General features: G+C 60.0%; 22 protein-coding genes and 4 pseudogenes. 13 read left to right on the top strand and 13 right to left on the bottom strand.

Annotated features, from left to right (window positions below; genetic code table 11):
- Nucleotides 1–139 precede the first annotated feature (139 nt).
- Nucleotides 140–374, bottom strand: a pseudogene (locus tag AB7G19_RS39695) (IS5/IS1182 family transposase); the annotation flags it as partial.
- Between the two features lie 354 nt (nt 375–728).
- Here AB7G19_RS39695 and AB7G19_RS39690 point away from each other — a divergent pair.
- From AB7G19_RS39690 to AB7G19_RS39670, 5 genes and pseudogenes are all read left to right on the top strand, one after another.
- Nucleotides 729–1025, top strand: a complete 297-nt coding sequence (locus tag AB7G19_RS39690; protein WP_439037702.1) for a hypothetical protein — start codon at nt 729–731, stop codon at nt 1023–1025.
- Nucleotides 1026–1066: 41 nt separating this feature from the next.
- Complete coding sequence (locus AB7G19_RS39685; protein ID WP_354134880.1) at nt 1067–1687, top strand: hypothetical protein; 621 nt, start codon at nt 1067–1069, stop codon at nt 1685–1687.
- Between the two features lie 67 nt (nt 1688–1754).
- Nucleotides 1755–2203 (top strand): annotated as a pseudogene (locus AB7G19_RS39680) (YidB family protein).
- A 26-nt stretch (nt 2204–2229) separates the two neighbouring features.
- Nucleotides 2230–2493: a GlsB/YeaQ/YmgE family stress response membrane protein gene (locus tag AB7G19_RS39675; RefSeq protein WP_354134879.1), complete on the top strand. Its 264-nt coding sequence runs from the start codon at nt 2230–2232 to the stop codon at nt 2491–2493.
- Nucleotides 2494–2679: 186 nt separating this feature from the next.
- Nucleotides 2680–2871 carry a CsbD family protein gene (locus AB7G19_RS39670; RefSeq protein WP_354134878.1) on the top strand — a complete coding sequence of 64 codons (192 nt, stop codon included), beginning with the start codon at nt 2680–2682 and terminating at the stop codon, nt 2869–2871.
- 202 nt (nt 2872–3073) lie between these two features.
- Here AB7G19_RS39670 and AB7G19_RS39665 read toward each other — a convergent pair whose 3' ends face one another.
- The 3 genes from AB7G19_RS39665 to AB7G19_RS39655 all read right to left on the bottom strand — a co-directional run bounded on the left by AB7G19_RS39665 (nt 3074) and on the right by AB7G19_RS39655 (nt 5026).
- Nucleotides 3074–3493, bottom strand: a complete 420-nt coding sequence (locus tag AB7G19_RS39665; RefSeq protein WP_354134877.1) for a hypothetical protein — start codon at nt 3491–3493, stop codon at nt 3074–3076.
- Nucleotides 3490–3639 carry a hypothetical protein gene (locus tag AB7G19_RS39660; RefSeq protein ID WP_439037703.1) on the bottom strand — a complete coding sequence of 50 codons (150 nt, stop codon included), beginning with the start codon at nt 3637–3639 and terminating at the stop codon, nt 3490–3492. Before AB7G19_RS39660 ends, AB7G19_RS39665 begins: the two co-directional genes overlap by 4 nt.
- 163 nt (nt 3640–3802) lie before the next feature.
- Nucleotides 3803–5026, bottom strand: a complete 1224-nt coding sequence (locus tag AB7G19_RS39655) for an OpgC family protein (protein WP_439037756.1) — start codon at nt 5024–5026, stop codon at nt 3803–3805.
- 848 nt (nt 5027–5874) lie between these two features.
- Here AB7G19_RS39655 and AB7G19_RS39650 point away from each other — a divergent pair.
- Together AB7G19_RS39650 and AB7G19_RS39645 are read left to right on the top strand one after the other, a co-directional pair.
- Nucleotides 5875–6852: an AraC family transcriptional regulator gene (locus AB7G19_RS39650; RefSeq protein ID WP_439037704.1), complete on the top strand. Its 978-nt coding sequence runs from the start codon at nt 5875–5877 to the stop codon at nt 6850–6852.
- A gap of 208 nt (nt 6853–7060) precedes the next feature.
- Nucleotides 7061–7414, top strand: a complete 354-nt coding sequence (locus AB7G19_RS39645; protein WP_441254543.1) for a methyltransferase domain-containing protein — start codon at nt 7061–7063, stop codon at nt 7412–7414.
- A 519-nt stretch (nt 7415–7933) separates the two neighbouring features.
- Here the strand turns inward: AB7G19_RS39645 and AB7G19_RS39640 are convergent.
- Nucleotides 7934–8161 carry a hypothetical protein gene (locus AB7G19_RS39640; protein WP_354134873.1) on the bottom strand — a complete coding sequence of 76 codons (228 nt, stop codon included), beginning with the start codon at nt 8159–8161 and terminating at the stop codon, nt 7934–7936.
- A 152-nt stretch (nt 8162–8313) separates the two neighbouring features.
- Nucleotides 8314–8598 (bottom strand): hypothetical protein, encoded by a 285-nt coding sequence (locus AB7G19_RS39635; RefSeq protein WP_441253860.1) that lies wholly within the window; start codon nt 8596–8598, stop codon nt 8314–8316.
- A 1034-nt stretch (nt 8599–9632) separates the two neighbouring features.
- Between AB7G19_RS39635 and AB7G19_RS39630 the strand changes: the two genes are divergently transcribed.
- The 3 genes from AB7G19_RS39630 (at nt 9633) to AB7G19_RS39620 (ending at nt 10644) form a co-directional block, all read left to right on the top strand.
- Nucleotides 9633–9809, top strand: a complete 177-nt coding sequence (locus AB7G19_RS39630) for a hypothetical protein (RefSeq protein ID WP_354134872.1) — start codon at nt 9633–9635, stop codon at nt 9807–9809.
- A 353-nt stretch (nt 9810–10162) separates the two neighbouring features.
- On the top strand, nt 10163–10363 hold the full coding sequence (locus AB7G19_RS39625; protein WP_439037705.1) for a hypothetical protein: 201 nt from the start codon (nt 10163–10165) through the stop codon (nt 10361–10363).
- A gap of 50 nt (nt 10364–10413) precedes the next feature.
- Entirely contained in the window at nt 10414–10644 is a 231-nt protein-coding gene (locus tag AB7G19_RS39620; protein ID WP_014494432.1) for a DUF6894 family protein, read from the top strand.
- Nucleotides 10645–10653: 9 nt separating this feature from the next.
- Here AB7G19_RS39620 and AB7G19_RS39615 read toward each other — a convergent pair whose 3' ends face one another.
- Together AB7G19_RS39615 and AB7G19_RS39610 are read right to left on the bottom strand one after the other, a co-directional pair.
- Nucleotides 10654–10923, bottom strand: coding sequence for a hypothetical protein (locus AB7G19_RS39615; RefSeq protein WP_085398671.1), 270 nt, complete (start codon nt 10921–10923; stop codon nt 10654–10656).
- Between the two features lie 760 nt (nt 10924–11683).
- Nucleotides 11684–12033, bottom strand: a pseudogene (locus AB7G19_RS39610) (PRC-barrel domain-containing protein).
- A 324-nt stretch (nt 12034–12357) separates the two neighbouring features.
- On the opposite strand from AB7G19_RS39610, the gene AB7G19_RS39605 reads away from it, so the two are divergent.
- Complete coding sequence (locus AB7G19_RS39605; protein WP_439037706.1) at nt 12358–12792, top strand: hypothetical protein; 435 nt, start codon at nt 12358–12360, stop codon at nt 12790–12792.
- 154 nt (nt 12793–12946) lie between these two features.
- Here the strand turns inward: AB7G19_RS39605 and AB7G19_RS39600 are convergent, their stop codons facing one another.
- The 4 genes and pseudogenes from AB7G19_RS39600 to AB7G19_RS39585 form a co-directional block, all read right to left on the bottom strand.
- Complete coding sequence (locus AB7G19_RS39600) at nt 12947–13090, bottom strand: hypothetical protein (protein WP_439037707.1); 144 nt, start codon at nt 13088–13090, stop codon at nt 12947–12949.
- 620 nt (nt 13091–13710) lie between these two features.
- Nucleotides 13711–14574: an IS21-like element helper ATPase IstB gene (gene istB / locus AB7G19_RS39595; protein ID WP_039183785.1), complete on the bottom strand. Its 864-nt coding sequence runs from the start codon at nt 14572–14574 to the stop codon at nt 13711–13713.
- Nucleotides 14575–14582: 8 nt separating this feature from the next.
- Nucleotides 14583–16073, bottom strand: a pseudogene (gene istA, locus AB7G19_RS39590) (IS21 family transposase); the annotation flags it as partial.
- Nucleotides 16074–16326: 253 nt separating this feature from the next.
- Nucleotides 16327–16548, bottom strand: coding sequence for a hypothetical protein (locus tag AB7G19_RS39585; protein ID WP_439037708.1), 222 nt, complete (start codon nt 16546–16548; stop codon nt 16327–16329).
- Nucleotides 16549–16736: 188 nt separating this feature from the next.
- Between AB7G19_RS39585 and AB7G19_RS39580 the strand changes: the two genes are divergently transcribed.
- Entirely contained in the window at nt 16737–17180 is a 444-nt protein-coding gene (locus tag AB7G19_RS39580; RefSeq protein WP_439037709.1) for a hypothetical protein, read from the top strand.
- Entirely contained in the window at nt 17173–17583 is a 411-nt protein-coding gene (locus AB7G19_RS39575) for a hypothetical protein (RefSeq protein ID WP_439037710.1), read from the top strand. Before AB7G19_RS39580 ends, AB7G19_RS39575 begins: the two co-directional genes overlap by 8 nt.
- A gap of 954 nt (nt 17584–18537) precedes the next feature.
- On the opposite strand, the gene AB7G19_RS39570 is transcribed toward AB7G19_RS39575, so the two are convergent.
- On the bottom strand, nt 18538–18729 hold the full coding sequence (locus tag AB7G19_RS39570) for a hypothetical protein (protein ID WP_038960001.1): 192 nt from the start codon (nt 18727–18729) through the stop codon (nt 18538–18540).
- Nucleotides 18730–19716 lie beyond the last annotated feature (987 nt).

The raw sequence follows: 19716 nt of genomic DNA, 5'->3' as shown, positions 1-19716 counted from the left end.
TGTCCTTTCGGCTACCTCCTTCTGGCCCAAGGCCAGCAAGGCCCGGCCGGTCCCCAGGGCGTCCCCGGCATTCCGGGCCCGGCGTTCAATTTGGACAAGGTGCTGGCGCTATCGGAAAGCTACAGCGCGTCGTCACTCTCGACTGCACCCGGTTCAAATAGCCGTAGATGTAAAGCTTCAGGAGAACCGAGGGATGGTATGACGGCCGCCCGGTCGCCGCCGGTTCCCCCCTCGAAGCTTAACTCGGCCAAATCGAGTGCATCGACAAACACGTCGATCACCCGAACAGGGTTGCTCTCATCAATGAAATCGTCGAGGCATTCGGGCAACAACGTCGACTGCCCACGATCCGCCTCCGCAACGAAGCGCTTCATCCCAGCCCCCCGCAAATCGTGCGGGAATCATATCGCGCGAATCACATCAAGCGCAGCGTTTTCACACAGCCAGGGTCAAAAGCTGGCGACCGAGGCAAGTACGGTTCCGCGTCCGGTCCACTGCCGATATGCGACTCCCCTCTGATTCAATCGGGGAAGCTCGGCCAAGGGGCGCGCCCGATTTGTAACCTGTCGGGCGGGCGGTACGCCGAGGTCTCGCCGTCAGTCAGCTGGCGCTACGCGATTGCGGATTTGCAGATGCGATCTGTCCCTCATGGCGTGCTTCGTTTACCCGAAACGGGAGAAATAGGAACATCGTACGGGCGTGTTGTGACCGGCCACAAGGAGGACGACATGAATAAGAAATTTCTTCTGTTTCTAACGGCGGTTTCGCTTCTGACCGGTCCGTCGTTTGCCCAGAATCCGCCGGCGACGGATCGGCCGAACAATAACGCGGTTAACTGCTCGGGCCAGAACAATTCCGAGAAGCCGGTTTCGGGCGCCAACAGTTTTACCGAGGGTCAGGCCAAATCGAAGATCGAAGAAGCTGGCTACACCAACGTGACTTCCTTGAAGAAGGACGACAATGGCGTGTGGCGCGGAAAGGCGAGCAAGGGCGGTGCGTCGGCCGATGTCAGCGCAGCGAAGTGACCCCTCGCTCAACCGCCGCGATAACCGAGAAGGATTCGATTATGACCGTTACGATTTCACGTCTCTACGACAACTATTCCGACGCGCAGCGCGCGGTGACGAGCCTGGAGGCGGCGGGCGTGCCGCATTCGGATTTGAGCATCCTCGCCAACAACTCCGACAACTGGTACAGCACCGACAAGAAGGTCGATCGCGATCGCGATGGGGTCGACGATCGTGCCGAGGGTGCTGCGACGGGAGCTGGCGTCGGCGCGGGTCTCGGCGGCGCCGCGGGCTTGCTCGCAGGCCTCGGGCTGTTGGCGATCCCGGGCTTGGGTCCGGTCGTCGCGGCCGGGTGGCTCGCGTCGACCGCGCTGGGTGCCGCTGCCGGCGGTGCCACGGGTGGCGTGGTTGGGGCTTTGACGCAGGCTGGTGTATCCGATGAGGAAGCTCCGCTCTACGCCGAAGGCGTGAGAAGGGGCGGCACGCTTGTTTCGGCACGCGTCCCCGATGCCGATCGCGCGCGATACGAAGCGATCTTGAACCAATCCGCCGTCAATCTGCGCGACCGGAGCGTGGCTTGGCAGAAAGCTGGATGGAAGAATTACGACCCGTCGGCTCAGCCTTATGGCGCGGACGAGGTGCGCAGGGAGCGCCAACTCTACGGCACCGGCGTGCGGTAGATCAATCCGCGGCCCGCCTTGGCGGTCCGCCTTTTTCTTCCCACAAACTTAAATCGATGAGCCGAACATGAACCGCGGAATGCCATCGATGACTGCCCTTTTTAGTATGCTCGCGATCGCCGGTTACCAAAATCGGGACAAGCTGGCGGACATGTTCCGCGACGCTACTTCCGGTCAGCCGGCGGGCGCCAAGAATTCGCTGAGTAGTATGCTCGGCAAATCTTGGCGGTCTCGTGGGCGGCGGTGGAGTAGGTTCGCTCCTGAACGGCGGCCTCGGCGAGTTGCTCGAGCACTTCAGGCAGAATGGGCAAGGGGGCCCAATCCTGGATCAATCAGGGGCCGAACCGGGAAGTCACCCCGCCCGAACTCCGGCAGGCTATCGGTCCCGACGTCCTTCAAAACTGGAGCAGGACAGGCCTGTCGCAGCAGGAGATACTCGACCGCTTATCGCGCGAGCTTCCTACAGCCGTGGACCAATACACGCCCGACGGACGTCTGCCGGCTCCATCGGCGTGATACCATCGTAAGGCTCGAGGAAAGTCATGAGCATTATTTGGACGATCATCATCGGCTTCGTCGCGGGCGTCATCGCGAAGTTCATCATGCCCGGCGACAACGAGCCGTCCGGTTTCATCCTGACCACGATTCTGGGAATCGTGGGAGCGTTCGTAGCGACTTACCTCGGCCAGGCGCTGGGTTGGTACCGGCCTGGAGAAGGCGCAGGACTGATCGGTGCCATCGTCGGCGCGATCGTCGTGCTGTTTGTTTACGGTATGGTATCTGGTCGAAGCCGTCGGGCCGTTTAGACGGGTTTGGCGGCGAACCTCATGAAGGGAGCGACGGTACCGGCTCAAGGCCCAGCTCTCGGCAATTTCGGCGACGTCGTCGGCATAGCCAGTCACCTTTACCTTTGTGGAAGCGTCAGCGCCGCTTGAGGAACCACTGCGCAACGCTTTTGTTGGTTTATCTTCCAACAGCAAAAGGACACGATTATGGACCGCGAACATGTGAAGGGCGCTGCCGACAAGGCAAAAGGCGCCATCAAAGAAGGTGCTGGCAAGCTCACTGGCGACAAGGACTTGGAAGCCGAAGGCAAGATTGATAAGGCCAAGGGATCCGCCCACAACGCAGTGGGAGACGTGAAAGACGCAGCGCGGGACGCCGCTGACGCCCTAAAGAAATAAGTAGAAGAAAGAAGACCAAAAACTAGCCGCCTCCGGGCGGCTTTTCTTTTTAGACTAGCCGGTCTAGCACAGTGTAGTCGGCGCCATTCACGGGCCTCTAAATTATGAACAGAAGAAGAGCCCAGTCCTGGTGGCGAGGCTCTCCTTCAGCTTTCCATGGTTGCCTCAACAGCCGCCTTTACGGCGACATCGAGTTCAGGGATCATTTGATTTCCCAGGACGTGTTGTGCGGGATGTCCATCGCAAAATAATCGCCAGAGCCAGCCAGCGCAGGCATCGCTATACACGAAAATGGTTCGCTTCCGGTGATGCCCTTATACTTACCGGTACCGCCGGTGATGATATGCGTTCCACAATCCATCTTCGGCTGGGCCTTGTCGAGGTCTCGAGTATCGAAGGTCGAGAAAATCTTGTCGCCGTCGCTGTCGGCAAGCACGCAAGCTCCGTCAATGTATTTCTTGTCTCCGGACGCGACGTTCAGCGCCACGCAGCGTGCTGACATCTTGTCCAGCATCTTCTCTCCCTTCATGTTTTGAGTCGTCCCGACCGCCTCCAGCGTAGTGGCTTTGCCGAGTTCGGCAGTGTCAATGCTCATCAAGGGCCGAAAAATAAAGTGCGTCACATAAGGAGTAGTCCCTTCTTTTCAATCGAATCTCCCGCGACAGCCGCGGGGGCAAAGGACATGAGCGCCGCAGCAAATGCTGTTGCTTTGGTGAGTCTGATCGCTGCGGTGAATGTGGGGGCCATGCGCATGTTGATGACGTTCATGAGTGCCTCCTTAGATCAGGCGGCGGTTCAGGTCTCCGCCGTGAACTGCCGCGAGTTGAAATCGACCTGCGTCTGACGCCGGCGCCGAGCGCCAGCGTGCCCGAGCACCGCGGTTAGGGTGGCGACAGCTCGCCGACCTGGAGCAAGGCGGGCGCGATACCAATTATGGGTCAAGAGCTTCCTTCCGCGTTCCATCCGCAACCTGCCAGCTAGAGAATGCCGGTGCGACCTTCTCGGTCGACTGCCTCCACCCGGGATAATGACCGTGCTTGACGCTGATCCGGTTCAGCAGCATCGCGACGATGATCATCGCCAGGATTCCAGCAAGACTAAGCACGAACTGCATCGCAAGGCGATCCGAGATGTCGAGCAGCGTCAGGTGGCTGGCCAGGGCCAGGGGGACGCCGAGACAATAGATTGGCAGCGAATTCTCGCCACAGCACCTCGCGCAGCGCATGACTGGCGTCGACAGCCCGCGCCAATCCTGAGGAACGGACCGTAGCACCACAATTGCAAGAGCCAGGAAATGCAGCAGCCGGAACGGACTGAGATTCGATTTATCTAGCGGGAAGAGCAGGTTCGTCAAATTTTGCGGGACCAGCGGTTTGCCGCTGCAACTCAGCGTCAGGACCAGGCCAAAAACCAGATAGACAACAGCAAGAGTAAGCGTCGTGCGCGACGTCACCCAGGGCCAGACCCTCTCCCCTCCGATGACGCACCAGGCGCCCAGCACGATCAAAAGCTGCCAAGCCAACGGGTTGAAGAACCAGGCGCCGCTGGGCCAGGCTGGAACGCTCCAGCCGAAGATGTGCACGAGCGCATAAAGCAACAGCGAAACACCAAGCGTAACGTTTGGTGCACGCAGCAGCAGCCACAGCAGCGGCGCGAACAACACGTGAAAGATGACGAAAGTCGGCAAGACGTCGGTGTTGACAGGGCGATATTGCAGGATTGCGGCATGCGCAAGCGTCGCGCCCGGATGATCGAGCAGAATCCGCGTATTGCTCTCGTCGGCAAGCCGATCGTTGCCCGCGAGGTAGACGAGGACGGTGCAAGCGAGCGTGAGCAGCAGAAACGCGGCATAGATGTCCCATCCCCGCCGCAGCGAACGACCAATCATGCCGCTCCAGCCCTCGCGCTGACGTGCCCTGCCGTAGGCCAGCGCGCAGGTCACGCCCGAAATGAACATGAATATTTCGGCGGCATCGCAGAAGCCGTAGTTGCGCGGTGTCAGCCAGCTTCCGATGTTGTTGGGAACATGATCAAGAAAGATCCACCATAGCGCGATCCCTCGACAGACATCGATGCGCAGGTCGCGGCCAGCCCCCCGGAACTCCGGCGGAGTTTCGCCGATCAATCGCTTCGAGGTGTGAGTTCGATCGTGCATCTGTTTGACCTGCCGGCGTGCTCGCACATCGGTCGATGAGAGGCTCCGCTGCTCCGGGCTGGGGGTGTTGCCGAGCGGGGTATCCGACCAAACGATGCGGTTACGAGCCTGAGCTACCTGATGGTTGGAGGCTCTTTCGTTCGCCAACCGGCGCTTTGATTGCCTGGGCCGGAAGCTTCGCCGTCCTCCCAAAACGTTTGCAATATGTCGTCGCTGGCAACCGGTATCAGAAGCTGCTTCCGCATTTCGGCGAGGCGGGCACGGCAATACTCACGGTAAAACATCTCGACTAGGGTGGACATGATCGAACCCTCGCTTGATCATCACCATTGACGATAGATTTCGACCATTTCAACCGGCGGTAAATATCAACGGCGCCGGAGTAGTTTGTGTCCGACGAACTCGGATGACGACGATGTGGCCGACGAGGCGCGACACAAAATCGGTATCAGAGAACGTCTAGTGCTGCAGGACAGTCTGTCCGCGGATCGTTGAGTTCGATCAATCGCGAGAATCATAGAAGCGGAGCTTACGGGTTCACCCCGCCAAGGATATCTAAACTAGATCCGATAACGGCAATCAGAAATAGAGCCATCACGACCGCCTCCTCTTAAAGGAGATTTTTTGACGCCACGGCCTTCGCAATCACTGTAAACCTAATTTCTGGCCGCTAAGTGAACGAGTTCACATCAGCATTGAACTTAGCTGAGCGAGACTAGCAGGCCAATGGCGTAGCTTCTTGGACTCTTGCGCACAGATCAAACAAGTTCGGTGCGCGAACTGCAAAATGCAGATACCGGTGAGTTTGTCGCATTTGATCCCGATGTCCAACAAGGCTGGAGGTCCCCATGTCTATGGACGCAGCCGAATTCGTATCACATCGATTCTCGACGCGGGAGTTTCCGGAGCGGATGCGAATCCCGCTATGGCGCGAGGACTTTGGGCGAGGCATAGTCCACGCTGATATTGAGCCTCTATCGAACGCACCGTTTCAGGCCTACGCAACGCTGCAAGCGATCCGAGGTTTGCGCAGGCTCGCGCTGAAAGGGTCCCCTATGCGTTTCAAGCGTTTGCAAGCAAGCATCGCTGATGGTGATGACTCGATCGGAGTCATCCTCAGTTCTCCCGGCAGAAGTCAACTATCGCAGCGTTGTCAGGAAATCGAGCTTCACGCCGGCGACGCCATCGCAATTCTGCATTCCGAGCCGGCCACCGTCACCTATGTCGACGGATTGCTATTTGGTCTTGCCGTACCGCGCGACGCCCTCGCACAGCGCGTGACGAACGTCGAAAGCCGCGCCATGCGGCCGATTTCTCACCGAAGTGAAGCGCTCCGACTTCTCATGGCTTATCTCAAGTCGGCATTTAATGAGAGTGTTCTGGCCACCCCGAAGCTGCGAGATGCGGTCGTGGCTCACATCCACGATCTCCTGGCGCTCGCAATCGGCGAGTGCGCTCCCTTGGGCGAGAGCAATGCGAGCGCTGTCGTGACTGCGCGCCACGGCGCCGCCCTCGATTACATCGAGACACACTTTCAAGAACCAGGACTCAGCGTCGAGATGGTAGCTCGTTGCCAAGGCATCTCACCTCGCTATCTGCAGCGCCTGATGGCATCATCAGGATCGTCGTTCACCGGGCACGTCAATGAGTTACGCCTCCAACGAGCGCTCAAACTGCTGACCGAGTCCAGCGCCAGCGCGCGGCTAATTTCCGATATCGCTCTAGAGGTCGGCTTCTCGGATGTTTCGCATTTCAATCGCTTGTTCCGAGCTCGCTTCGGCGATTCGCCGCGCGGCGTTCGTTACGCACGAAGGGATCCCAGCTGAGCCACGTACTCCAGATCGGCGCGGGAGCGAGATGCAGTCAGCTAATGACCGCTTTGGGGCATGAGCGTCGTTCGGATGGGCGGCCGGTTGCTTCCGGTCCACCTCGATGAGCGGACCACCGGCAATTCGGCATCGACTTCCGCTTTGGGGCGCCCTTTTGCTACTATCGCACGGACACTATTGGGGGAGTCATGACAGCTCATGAACACTGGCAAATGGATGCGAGCGCGCCGAGCTTTACGAGCGCTACCTCGTTCCAGCTATCACTTCGATATGGGCCAATGATCTGCTCGACCGTGTCGGGCCAAGGAGTGGAGAAAGCATACTCGACATCGCCTGCGGGACAGGCGTCGTCGCGCGGCTCGCTGAGCAGCGAGGGCACGTCGGCCGGTTAGTCGGCATAGATCCCAACACGGCAATGCTCGCGGTGGCGAGGGTAAAGTCTGCGACTGTTGATTGGGCCGAGGGTAGCGCGCTCGACCTGCCGTTCCATGCAAACACCTTTAACGTTGTGCTCGCCAGCTCGGCCTACAATTCTTCACTGATCGGCCGGGGGCGCTGAAGGAGATGGTGCGAGTACTCAAGCCAGGAGGCCGCGCTGGGTTGAGCTTCTACAGCGCTATCGAGAACGCCAAGGAGCCCATGCTTTTGTGCAGGCGCTCGACAAGTATGTTGGAGCAGAGTCATCGCGAACCAAGCGCTCGGAACACCTCTCTTGCGATGCGTAGGAGGTCGAGGTTTGGGCGAAGCATGCTGGCTTCGATGTCGTTGAGCTTCTCGTGCAGGACCCACCACATCGGAGCGTCCTCTGTTACGAAAATGGCGGCTTGCCGTTGTCGGCTTTTACGGCTCTTTGCTTGCACTCATCCTGGTGTTTGCGGTTGCAACCACCAGCTCATGTGCAGTTCGCACGAACGGTCCCGCTGATCGCTTCTCAAAAGTGAGTTGACCGGTACGTCGATCTTGCGCCGACGTAAGCTTGCTAACGGCTCTATTTCGGAGCTCCGGTCTGGCTACTTGAACCCGTGGTCTGCTCACCTACCGGCCGGCCCGGAGGATGCGCAGAAGCGCCCGGCTTGTCTTAATCTGCCACATATCCGGAATCTCCAGAGTTGCGTGTCTTTACTCCTCTGTCTGCATCACGCTGCATCTGCTCATTCGGCTCGCTAGTCTTGAGCCCTTTGTCTACATCTCGGTGAATCTCCTCGTTGGTTTGCTCGCTAGGTGCGGCCTTTTGCTGTTGCGCCGTTGCTTGGAAGGCAATCGCGCTTCCGGCAACTACAATCATCACGAGAGTTGCAGTTCGCATGCTTCTGCTCCAGTGCGTCGCCCCAATCCTCTTTAACGCACGAGCTGTCCAACGTTTTCCTGGCTCCGCGATGCCGTTCTCGGAAGGTACCTTAGTGGTTCTGCGCTTTGCGAATTGGTGCGCGGACAAATTATCCGCTAGTCAGCAAAGCCTTAGGCCGGCGCGCCGCCGCGCTTCGGGGATTTCTCGGGGGGGGCGCGCGCCAGCTTCGCTTCCTCGCGTTGGGCCATTTTGAGTAATCGCTTTGCCTCCACGCGGAGCGCCTCCGCACGGCGAATAAGCCGATCAGCGGCCGCGCGCAGCTCCTTGATGCGAAACTTGCGGATCTCGCTAGACGTCGCTGCGAGCTTGCCCGACAGATCGCCAGAAACCGGCCGCCGACGCCTTATTTCGCCAGGGAGGTCGTCTGACCGCGGGGTGGGGGTGTTTGAACGCATGGGCAAGGCTCCCAGCGGGTTTCGGTCGCGGTGCTGATCGCAGTTGGCGTGCTCGGGTGTTGGCTGTCGTCATGGAGGCCCAACAGCACGAGCCGGGAGTCGAATAGGGGCGGCCAGGTTAGACCGGACTTCAGCTGGCGCGGGCCTGACCCGGCCGCCCCACTAGCCTGCTCAGAGCGCCCTCAAAGCGCCAATAGGTCACCGAGTTGGAAGCCCCACATTCGTTACAATGAAGGCTCTGCTCGCCTCGCATGTATCGTCCCCGGCGCGAGTTGGGTAAAGGCTCCCCTTAGGACAATAAGCATTCTGAAGCTGCGTACTTATGACCACAGCTTAGAGCGTAAGGATCAGCCAGACCATTAGACCGGCGTTGAGGGCGCCTACCGTGACAATGCCCGTCTGGATTAGCCGCTCGATCATGGCGCGCTCACCCGCTTCGGCGGGGCCTTGTCGTAGAGATCAAGTATTTCGAGCTGGCTCGCGAGCGCGCTCAGGCTTCGGGCGATGTTCCTCAGTGCAGTGGCCTTATTCGGGGCAAGGCCAGGGGCGCCGGCTTTCGCGCGGTACGCTTCCGCTAGCTCTCGATACTCGCCAGCACTGAGCACGAAGGCCCCCAACCATTGCCTGGTCAGGATGCTATGGCTCGAAGTAAGGGTCTATGCACCTTGTGCCAAGTCTGTATTGATTGGGATTTCTAGGGGTACTCCTTCGGTGGGCCAGGCGATCGCAGCGCTCATTCTGCTCGCCGCCTGGGCGGTCGAGGCCTGAAATTAAGCTCAGTATGTGCCTCGACATCGCCGGGCAGGGGTCTCCGGCATCTGACAGTAAAAGGCCCGCCGGTTCACGTTGGCGGGCCTAGCACTCCCGGCGCTCTAATCCGCAATTGGATCGGCAGCCGCGAGCATTGGGGGCTGGAAAGCGAGCCGTGCCATGTACTCCCATGGATGACATGATCTATTAGCGGACGGCGGGCCTTCATGGAAAGGCGCGAGGACTACCTGCTTCGCCTAGCGAGTGGTTTGGAAGGTCTCGCGATGGACGAGCGGCTGATAGTTCGCGACCCATACATTGAGCGCGCGTTCGGCGGCACGCGTGCCATCGCGATTGCAGAGGCGGAGGTCTTTGCCCGGGCGCACGGCTGCACTTTTCGCTACCGCATCAAGCGCCAAGGAGAGTTCACCCGTGCTTATCCGGCAGGCGGCAGGGCGTGAGGTGGCTCGTCGAGAGCGCGGGCTACTGCTGGTCGTTGGGTGCGGAAAAGCAAGTCCGGCGGCCGGTTCACGCTGGCGGGCCAGAACTTCAAGTAAGCATCCAGACGGAGAAAACGACACAGAGGCAGCTTGCACCTATGAATGCGAGACCCAAAAAGAAGCGCTCGGCAAGGTCCATTTCCATGGCGTTCCCCTCCGGCTGCCCGCGATAAGTAACATTCAATTCTGCTCCGAGGTTCCCGCGTTATCGCGTGGAACTTGTGTTCACTAGGGCACAGACCACGGAACTGCCCGCGCGTTAGGCTGCAACAACTCAAACCCAACGGTTAGGACCCGTAAGATCGAGGTGTGTCATGCAGCGACGCCGTCGTTTTAAACAAGCTGTGTCCCTCGAAGAACGTCTTGCCCAAGAAGCCGCACGCTTAAGAGAGCAAGCCAAGAAGCTCCCCGCCGGCTTCGAGCGAGAAGCTCTCCTCCGCAAGGCCAGACAGGCCGAGACCGGCTCGCACTTGAGCGAGTGGTTGAGATCGCCCGGGTTGCAGCCGCCGGAATAGGAACAGGTGGATATTTAATTCCATTGCTCTCCCTCGAATGAGGGCGGCGCATGACCCGGTACTACTTCGACATCCGGGACGACACCGGTTTGTACCCGGACGAGGAAGGTCTGGAATTCGACACTCAGCAAGAGGCCGAGGTCGAAGCCGCCAGGTCGCTTGCGAACTTGGCGAAGGACTTTGCCACCATACGGCAGGACGTTTCCGTTGAAGTGAGGACAGAAGTTGAGCGGGTGTTTCAAGCCGCATTCATTTTCGACAGAAGTAGGACGAAGCAGTAAGGACGGTTCCTATTTGCGAGTCAGCAGATCTTCCCCGGGCGGCATCAGCTTCACGTAGGTGCCGCTTTCATGCTTCGATAACCAGCCGCGCTCGATGGCGTATCTGAGCCCGGCGCCGAACTCGCTCCCGCTGCCCTTCAGCTCGATCATGAACTGCCCGTTGATCCGCTCGATGTAGATGCGGCCGTCCTGCACGGCCGCGACGCTGGCCGCGAGCTCGACGAGCTTGCGCGCGGCCGCATCCGGGTCTGCATAGGGTCGTTCTGCGGTGTGCTTCATCGGCGTGTCCCATTGGCCGCTCGCGCGGCGATGTGTGTTCGGTGCGGGTAGCTCTCAGCCGGTTTCCAGCTGCGAATGTGGTGCCGCAGACACAGCGCATAAGCGCCTCGCGCGCAGCTTCGAAGGTGGCGGCTATGCCACTCCGCCATGTGCCTGGCTCCATGCCACGATAGAAGCCGATGGACCAACCCCATTGATCGGCGTGGATCGGTACGCCGGCGCGCGCGCCGATGGTCCCGGTGCGGACGTCGGTGAAGTAGATCTGCCAAGATTCCTCGTGCGGATTGTTACCGCGGCGACGGGTGAGGGCGGTCATTCCACAAGAATAGGGGCAAGTCACGCGCGGGACCAGTCGCTGGATTTTGAGGCCTGCTCTGGTCTCAGGGCTCTATCTGTTGGTCAACGCTTAAGCGCTTCGTGCGGCCAGAGCTGCACCTTGTTATCGTGCGCCGCGTAGCGCTCCGGTGATCACGCCAGTGCGCGCCGCTCGCGCTCCTCAGCCCAAGCAGTAAACGTCGCATGCGCCCAGGCCGGCGAGGACGGCGGGATCGCACCTCGGGTCTGCACCCCTCCAGCCGATCGGAGAGCAACAGCACGTCAACATAGGCGACGCCATGTTCGCGCGCGATAGGGAGATGCGGGAATGTCGTCCGCCCAACAACGTGCTTTTCTATTTCCCATAAACGCGCCGCTGACAGCCGTGCCGACCCAAGGGCTGGTCGTTCAGTTCTTCAGTCTGGCAACACACGACTGGGAAGTTTCAGATGCACTGCCGGGCGTCATAAAAGCCACCCCGACCCTCCCAGTACGTCGGCGTCCCATAGTACCGGTGGGTGCGCGCTTCCCAGTCTCGATCCTGCCATGAGTCATCACTGAACTCAGGCGCGTCCCTCAGCTGTTGCTCGGTGATGTTGGTTCGAAAACCACCAAGCGCGACGTATCGCATTTTAGAGCGCCCCACGGAATGGGGTAATGGCTATGGCCCAATCCAACAAATCCACCCAAGCTCAAGACGGCATAAGCCACGCGACCTGTGACCTTGTCGATGATGAGGTGATCAATCTCACCGATGTTCTTTCGATCTGCTCCATAAACCTCGGTCCCTTGAATGTAGGTTTTGTCGGTCTAACTCGGCCACTCCAGGGGGTGTTCCTAGCTTCGGAGAATAGTGTCGCACGCCAATCATCAATCTATCGTCGTCGACATCGATTCAAACAACCTCCAGCTCCGATCCCATGGCGAAAACCTGTATCGGAAGGCGAAGTGGGCAAAGACGAGGATAATGAGGCCGCCAACTGAGCGGCCCTATTTTAGGTGGCGATTTTGGCCCCGGTGAACTCAGCCACTCGTCAATGTTGGCGCTGCTCTTGCGCGTCCGGAACGGAAGGCGCCATCCTTTGTTCAATCGTCCAGAGAGTTCAAAGGAGAAGGGCTATGATCGCTAACAGATTTATGATCTTGGGTGGGTTGCTCGCCTTCAGCGCCAACTCCGTTTATGCCGGTCCTTGCACCACGGTGAGCCGCGATGCAGGATCAGGAAATGTCCCGGGCTATACGGGACAAACCACTGGTTCCACAGCAACTGATTCTAAGCAGCAACCGCCGACATCTTCGATGAGCAAAGCCTCGGAGAATACCGCAACGTCGTCGGAAGATGCTCAGCGCCAGATGCAGAGCCAGCCGACCGCTGCCGAACAATCAAAGGCGACCCGCCCCGCACCCTCTGCCCAGTCACCGGATCGAACGGCAGGCACCGTCGAGCAGACCCGCCCCGCGCCCACGGAACAATCAAAGAAGGCGACGGCCGGTGCGGCCGAGCCCGCGCCGTCCCAGAAAAAGGTAACGGCGGCCGACCAGGACTGCGAGTAAGCGCGGGGGTCAATGGCTTCAAGAGGGAACACTGGCTAAACGCCTGATATGAAGTGGTCCTCTGCACCACTGGACCGGGCCGGTGCCGATTGCTTCCGCTTCCGGTCCGAGGTTGAAGTCAATCGGCGCACGTTGGCTGCAACCCATGACAGCCTTATGCGGTCACCGACCGCACAAGGGCGTGCCGACTGGTCGACGCTCGCGCGATCTTGCCGTCCGTGCCAAAGCCGACGACGTGGAAGACTTCCTTCCCGATGTCGATGCCGATCGAGGCCAGCGGCTGTGTGGTGGTGTCCATGGGATGTTTCTCCGGATGCTGCGGGGTAGTCTTTCCAGACTATCCCGCGGAGGAAGCAGCCGGTCCATCCCATTAGCGGACCTTGCGACGCGCTGGTTGATCGTCTCAGGAGTCGCGATACCCGGTCAGTTGTGCTGACTTTCGGATGAGCCGGAGATCATATAGTTTCTTTAATGCTGCTCATTGAGACGGGACATGCCGGCATCTCCGTTTTAGCGAATGGCAGCGCGATTGCCGTCCGCACGCATCGCCCTCTCAACGAAACCGACAGTCTCTTTGTGCGGTCACGAGGACTAACCGCGCGCACGGCACGCGAAGAGGGAAGGCCGCCGGGGCTGGCTGAGTTGGCGGGCCCTACTTTCAGCTAAGCAGCCACAGAGCGAAAGAAGCGCTCCCGTCCAATGTCGTGATCGAGCTTTAGGCACGGCTGAGACTGCCGTCGGGAAAGCCGGCGGCCGATTTAAGTTGTCTCGGATTGATCTGTGGCAAATGCTGACACCGGACCAAAGACTATACTGGAGACTGGTTTATGGAGCTCTGCCATGATCATAGAGCGCTTATCCCAAGAGCATCTCAACATTGAGAAGCTGCTGGCCATCCTCGAGCGGGAACTCGAGGTGTCAATCGGCCTGTAAATTTGACCCCTCATCGGCGTCCAATTTTGACCCCTTCGTGCGCCGCGGTTTGACGGTAGCGCTCGGCTCGTTGGAGCTGGCCGGGATAGCGGAGACGAGACGAGCGCGGGTGGCGTGATCGTCGTCGCGGCTTTTGAAGCGCCAGCTGTCATTGCCGGTCTCGACGATGTCACAGTGATGGGTCAACCGATCGAGCAGCGCGGTGGTCATTTTGGCGTCGCCGAACACGCTCGGCCATTCGCCGAAGGCGAGATTGGTGGTCACGATGACGGAGGCGCGCTCATAGAGCCGGCTGACGAGGTGGAAGAGAAGCTGGCCACCGGACTGGGCGAAGGGCAAATAGCCGAGTTCATCCAGCACAATGAAGTCCATCCGGGTCAGATGCTCGGCGAGCCGTCCTTGCCGTCCGTTGCGGGTCTCGGTCTCGAGGCGATTGACGAGGTCGACTACGTTGAAGAAGCGGCCGCGGGCACCGGATCGGATGCAGCTTCTGGCGATGGCAATGGCCAGGTGGGTTTTGCCTGTGCCGGTGCCGCCAACCAGCACGACGTTGCGTTGTTGGGCGATGAAGCCGCCGCCAGCAAGATCATTGACGAGAGTCTGATTGATCGGCGTGCCGTCGAACTGGAAGTCGGCGATGTCCTTGGCAAGCGGAAGCTTGGCAATGGTGAGCTGGTATTTGATCGACCTGGCTTGCTTCTCGTTGATCTCGGCGTTGAGCAGGTCGCCGACAATGCGCTGAGGTTCGTGCTGGCGCTTGACGGCAGTTGCCATGATCTCGTCGAAGGCAGCCTTCATGCCGTAGAGCTTGAGTTCGCCCATGAGGTCGAAGATTTGGGTTCGTTCCATCAGATGGTCCTCCGGAGGTTGTCGTAGCGGGCACAATCGGCGATCGGTGCATGACGGAGCGTCAGTGCGGCCGGCGTCATGATGTTGGCCGGTGGGGCGGGTTCACGTTGACGGGCCAGGATATTGAGAACGACATCGGCCGAATGGACGCTGTGACTGAGCGCTTCGGCACAGGCCGCTTCCACCGCGGGCAGACCGTCAGTCAGCACCGCGTTGAGGATGTCGACCATCTGCCGATTGCCGTCGTCGGTGCTGGCAAGCTTGCGCCGGATCCGCTCGATCGCGGCTGGCAGCACCCAGTCTTTGAAGGGAGCACCGTTGCGCAAGGCGCCGGGTTTGCGGGCGAGCACCGGCACATAATGCCAGGGGTCGTAGACGGTATCGCCGCGGCCAAAGGATCGCGGGTGCTCGGCAACGATGCGTCCATCCTGACGGATCACGATGCGATCGGCATAGGCTTGAACCTCGACCGGTCGTCCGACTGCGCTGGCTGCGACCGAGTACTTGTTGTTGTCGAAGCGCACCAGGCAGGTCTTCGAGACCGATGCCGTCACCGCATGGAAGCCGTCGAAGCGGCCGGCATAGGGAACGAGTTTGGGGCGTTCGGCTTCGAACACTTCCCAGATCGTCTGATCGACCAGCTCCGGATGGCGATGAACCTTGGCGTAGGCGATGCATTTGTCGAGCAGCCAGGCGTTTAACTCGTCGAGGTTTTTGAACCGCAGCCGCGGCGTGAAGAAGCGTTCCCTGACCAGCCCGACCTGGTTCTCGACCTGCCCCTTCTCCCAGCCCGACGCTGGCGTGCAGGCGACCGGATCGACCAGATAGTGGCTGCACATCTGCAGGAAGCGGCGATTGTAGAGACGCCCTTTACCGACGAAGATCGTCTCTACGGCGGTCTTCATGTTGTCGTAGATGCCGCGGGTGCAGGTGCCTTTGAACAGGGCGAACGCCCGGTCGTGGGCGTCGAACACCATCTCCTGCGTCTCCCGCGGATAGGCCCGCACGAACAGCATGCGGCTGTGACAGAGCCGGACATGGGCGGCCTTCACCATCACCGTGGTGCCGCTCAGCAAGACCACCTCGTGGCTCCAGTCGAACTGGTAGGCTTCGCCTGGGGCAAAGCTTAGCGGGACATAAGCAGCCGCGGTCGATTGCCCGCGTTCCTTGCTCCACCGCCTGGCGTAACGCCGCACCGCATCGTAGCCGCCGTCATAGCCACGGCTGCGCAGCTCTTCGAAGATCCGGATTAACGTCAGCTGTTCACGAGCCGGTTTGGCCGCGTTCGCCGCCAGCAGTCCGTCGAGCTCTACTGCCCATCGTCCCAGCTTTGGCCGCGGCTGCACTTGCCGCTCGTACTCGAAGGAGGTCTCTCCTGACCTCAGCACCTTCCGGACCGTGTTCCGCGACACCTTCAGGTCACGGGCAATCTCCTTGATCGTCTTGCCCTTGATGAAGTGCTCGCGCCGAATCCGCGCAATCGTCTCCACGATCAGCATCCTCGACCACCTGCTTCATTCCAAAGCAGGCAGCGCAACAGACCAACCTATAGGGGGTCAATTTTGGACGCCGATCCCCCGGCTTAGGGGGTCAATATTGCAGGCCGAATGACAAAGGAAAGCAAGGCAGGCTGAAACCGGCTCGCACATCAGCGAGTGGCTGCGGACCCCCAGTCTAAGAGCCCCCACCTGAAAGTAAGGCCGCCTCAGTTGGCGTTGCGAGTTAGCAGATATTCACCCTACGACGTCAGCTTCACGTGCTCTCGTGCAGCTGGAGCCAGCCGCGCTCGATCGCGTGTTTGAGCCCGGCGCCGAACTCGCTGCCGCTTCCCTTCAGATCGAACATGAACGGCGCGTTGATCCGCTCGATATAAATGCGGCCATCCTGGACGGCCTCGACGCTGGCCGCTAGCTCGACGAGCTTGCGCGCGGCCGCCTCCGGGTCAGCATAGGGTCGTTCTTCGGCGTGCTTCATCGGCGTGTCCCATTGGCCGCCTGCGCCGCTGCTTGTGCGCGAGCGCCCTGTGACTCCGTCGCGCGAGAGCTTAGGACGTTCTCACTTGCGGGTCATCGAACCGCGCATCAAGGGTGGGGCCCGATGGGGAACAGTTTGACTGCTGATGCTCCGCCGGCCTTCGCGACCTGGATCAAAGGAGATCAATAATGACGCGCACCGCTCCCGCGACTGTGCGCCCGGAAGACAAGCCCGCCCGTCCCAAACCGATTTCGGCCAAAGTGCGCGAAGCGACCGCCAGCATGGTCGCTGGTGACTGCAAGACCGTAACGGCTGCTGCTGAGAAGGTCGGGATTACACGGGAGCATCTCAGCCGTGAGCTTAGCAAGCCACACGTGGCCGCATTCATGCACCAGAAGGTGCAGCGCAATCTCGCCATTGCGGCTACGCGAGCGGGTGCGGTCAAGGTCGACTTACTGGACTGCGACCACGCTCTTGTCCGTGATCGGGCAAGTTCGTTCGTTTTGGGGCCTGCAGGCATCCAGCCGAGCAGCCAGCCGAGCGTCAACGTCAACATCGAGGTCCGGGCCGGCTATGTCATCGACTTGTCGGACGATCCAGCGCCGGCGCCCAAGGTGATCAACCATGTCTGAAAAGGCCAAGCCGATTTCCAAGAAGATCCGGGCGGCTATCGACGCTCTTGTCGACGGTGAGAACATCACCGCAGCGGCGCGTATCGCGGGCCTCACTCGCGAGCACCTGTCCAGAGAATTAGGACGCCAACATATAGCGGCGCTGCTCCGTCAGAAGATCGAGCGGAACCTCGCCATCAATGCCGCCAAGGCTGGCGTCACCAAGGTCAGGTTGCTCTCCAGTGAAAACGGCATGGTTGCCGACCGCGCTAGTTCTTACATTCTCTCGCTGGCCGGCATCTCGCCGCAGACGGTGCCGCCGGCTCCATCCGGCCCCACGTCGCCAGGCGTGGTCATCCAGATCATTACTCACGATCCCAGGCCGCCCATGATCGACGTCACGCCGCAGGTCATCACGCCGTAACCATTCCGCTATCTCCGAGAAGTAGAACGCCGAATCGTATGGGCATGGGCTGGGGGTGTGTCATGGGGTCTGCGCCGATGGTGGGGGCAGCTCTATGGCGGAGTCAACGGCGCAGAGTAGGCTAGTCCCGCTCGGCTCTGGCAGCGCGTTTTGCTTGCGACGCGCCGAGGCGCCCAGAAGGGATGCATATTGGCACTCAGCGGGATTCGAGTTGCCGCGCGCTGAAGCCGCGCGCGACCCACAACCCCATCCAACCAAGGATGAACAAGAGCATTGGCGGAGCTAATACCAAGCCTGGATAAAATGCAGTCGGCATGGGGTGTTCTCGTGATCTTGCTGGCGCAAAGTCACACCACGGCCCCCGTTTCGAGCCATCGCTGCACTGAGCGTCATGCTCGCTCCAGATGCGGGCTGATTCCCGAGCGGAAGTGTCCGCGTTCCAGATCGCAAAAGCCACGCCGCCTCCGACGATCAGCCAGGTGATCGTGAGCACGAGCCAGAGTCGGAAGAGTCCCCGCCGCCAATTCATGTTGCCAGCGTCGCCCAACCGTAAGACGAGCGCAAGCGCCCCGAAAGGGAGATTTTTAACCAAATCAGTGATGGGATGTCCGTGGGCGTGAGAATCCGGACCAGAGCTATAGCCGCATCATGCCTGGTCCGCATACCGTCCCGATGGCGTTGGGAGGATCGCGGCTGAATGCAAGCGCGTTAGGACCCGCCCCGACTCAGGCCGCGCTGGTTCGCGGCAGGCTTTTCGCTATTGTGGCTCGCTCGGCTTATCTCGTTCATGGCTTTCGGCTTCGGCGGCCGCGCACGCGTCCATGCCATGGCACTTGCTTAGATAATACCGGGCACTCGCGGCGATCGAGCAAACAATCATCACGGAAACCAGCAGGAAGATCACCCACCGTCGGTTCGACATGATTAGCCTTCTGGCGAAAGAGGTGGGTTAACTCAATCCTTCGGCTTCGCCTTCAGTCGAGCCTCGCGCTCGAGCCGTTCGGCTTTTAGGCGCTTGAGATTTTCCTGAAACTCTGGAGCGGCCTGACTGTCCGCTATGGTCTGTCTCGACCCCACCGGGTTGAGGGCCCTTCGATCGGCATCGTCCGCAACCTGTTGCTTGGCGGACCGCGTGGGCTTGATCATTTGCTTTTTGCCTTCTGGCCGATATCCACCAACAATCGTAGCCTCCATTAGTTCATTTTCGATTTGGCCGGTCGCGTCGGATGTTTTGGAATTCCTCGGGCCCTTTGACGAGCCGTCGCTTGCGGCTCACCTGGTCATCCGGACTGGCCTAGGCGTCTTTGAGCTTGTCGATCGTGTTACCTGCCATCTCCCGAGCTCTGTCTGATGAGGCTTTGGCCGTGGGTGTAACCGCGCTAGCGCGAGCGGATTTGCCCAAGCCAAGCTCGACGAGGCGGCGGATTGCTTCGGAGCGAGGAGGTTCGTCCCCCTGTTCCTTCGCCCAGGCGTCGATGGCTGCAACCGTACCCTCAGGCCAACGCGTGCCAATTCCGCCTCGACCCTAACCTCGATCACAGAAGGGTATTCAAGATGACCGAAGCTGACAGCGTGCATAGCACGCCACCCTTAAACTCGTCCTCAATTCCGGACGGCAGTCCCACGCGGGAGCCGCGAGCGGAGTCCGTGGATTCGTTTTCGCCCGTCGCCGCTGTAGGGACAGCCTGAAATCGGCAAACGCACCAGCGACTCCCGCAAGCTCGCTGAAGACCTCTCCTGTGAGGAGGTGCGGCAATGAGCAACATCATCGATCTGTGTGCCGCGCGGGCGTTGGCCCACTGACGACGGCGTGTTCAGACACGGCCGGCGCTTATCCGTAGTTGCCCAAGGGTTCTAATTTGGAGGTGTCTTGTTGATTTGTGTCCGGTCCCGGACAGACAGGGAACGAGGACAAGAGTTTAATTTTTCCGGGGCAGTAGCGGTAAGAGTGGAGTGCCGTGCGATGGCACAGCTCAAGCACAATGCCACTTTTGAGGAGCTGCTAGCGGATGAGGCCCGGCGATTTAAGCAAGCGGCCGAAGAGCAACCTCCTGGTAGCACCGCTCGCGAGTTGCTTTTGCGCCGCGCGCGACAAGCCGAAACAGGCTCGCACTTGAAAGAGTGGCTACGGTC

This window comes from Bradyrhizobium sp. 215_C5_N1_1 (assembly GCF_052075935.1).
GTDB lineage: Bacteria > Pseudomonadota > Alphaproteobacteria > Rhizobiales > Xanthobacteraceae > Bradyrhizobium > Bradyrhizobium barranii.
This window is presented reverse-complemented; position numbering and strand designations above follow the sequence as displayed.

Bases quoted from the DNA above. Each gene is read 5' to 3' on its own strand.
- AB7G19_RS39605 (WP_439037706.1), top strand. From the start codon at position 12,358: ATGATCGCTAACAGATTTATGATCTTGGGTGGGTTGCTCGCCTTCAGC.
- AB7G19_RS39625 (WP_439037705.1), top strand. From the start codon at position 10,163: ATGCAGCGACGCCGTCGTTTTAAACAAGCTGTGTCCCTCGAAGAACGT.
- AB7G19_RS39675 (WP_354134879.1), top strand. From the start codon at position 2,230: ATGAGCATTATTTGGACGATCATCATCGGCTTCGTCGCGGGCGTCATC.
- istB (WP_039183785.1), bottom strand. From the start codon at position 14,574: ATGGAACGAACCCAAATCTTCGACCTCATGGGCGAACTCAAGCTCTAC.
- AB7G19_RS39580 (WP_439037709.1), top strand. From the start codon at position 16,737: ATGACGCGCACCGCTCCCGCGACTGTGCGCCCGGAAGACAAGCCCGCC.
- AB7G19_RS39670 (WP_354134878.1), top strand. From the start codon at position 2,680: ATGGACCGCGAACATGTGAAGGGCGCTGCCGACAAGGCAAAAGGCGCC.
- AB7G19_RS39620 (WP_014494432.1), top strand. From the start codon at position 10,414: ATGACCCGGTACTACTTCGACATCCGGGACGACACCGGTTTGTACCCG.
- AB7G19_RS39585 (WP_439037708.1), bottom strand. From the start codon at position 16,548: ATGAAGCACGCCGAAGAACGACCCTATGCTGACCCGGAGGCGGCCGCG.
- AB7G19_RS39615 (WP_085398671.1), bottom strand. From the start codon at position 10,923: ATGAAGCACACCGCAGAACGACCCTATGCAGACCCGGATGCGGCCGCG.
- AB7G19_RS39660 (WP_439037703.1), bottom strand. From the start codon at position 3,639: ATGAACGTCATCAACATGCGCATGGCCCCCACATTCACCGCAGCGATC.
- AB7G19_RS39640 (WP_354134873.1), bottom strand. From the start codon at position 8,161: ATGCGAACTGCAACTCTCGTGATGATTGTAGTTGCCGGAAGCGCGATT.
- AB7G19_RS39600 (WP_439037707.1), bottom strand. From the start codon at position 13,090: ATGGACACCACCACACAGCCGCTGGCCTCGATCGGCATCGACATCGGG.
- AB7G19_RS39650 (WP_439037704.1), top strand. From the start codon at position 5,875: ATGTCTATGGACGCAGCCGAATTCGTATCACATCGATTCTCGACGCGG.
- AB7G19_RS39630 (WP_354134872.1), top strand. From the start codon at position 9,633: ATGGACGAGCGGCTGATAGTTCGCGACCCATACATTGAGCGCGCGTTC.
- AB7G19_RS39655 (WP_439037756.1), bottom strand. From the start codon at position 5,026: ATGCACGATCGAACTCACACCTCGAAGCGATTGATCGGCGAAACTCCG.
- AB7G19_RS39575 (WP_439037710.1), top strand. From the start codon at position 17,173: ATGTCTGAAAAGGCCAAGCCGATTTCCAAGAAGATCCGGGCGGCTATC.
- AB7G19_RS39570 (WP_038960001.1), bottom strand. From the start codon at position 18,729: ATGATCAAGCCCACGCGGTCCGCCAAGCAACAGGTTGCGGACGATGCC.
- AB7G19_RS39690 (WP_439037702.1), top strand. From the start codon at position 729: ATGAATAAGAAATTTCTTCTGTTTCTAACGGCGGTTTCGCTTCTGACC.
- AB7G19_RS39685 (WP_354134880.1), top strand. From the start codon at position 1,067: ATGACCGTTACGATTTCACGTCTCTACGACAACTATTCCGACGCGCAG.
- AB7G19_RS39635 (WP_441253860.1), bottom strand. From the start codon at position 8,598: ATGCGTTCAAACACCCCCACCCCGCGGTCAGACGACCTCCCTGGCGAA.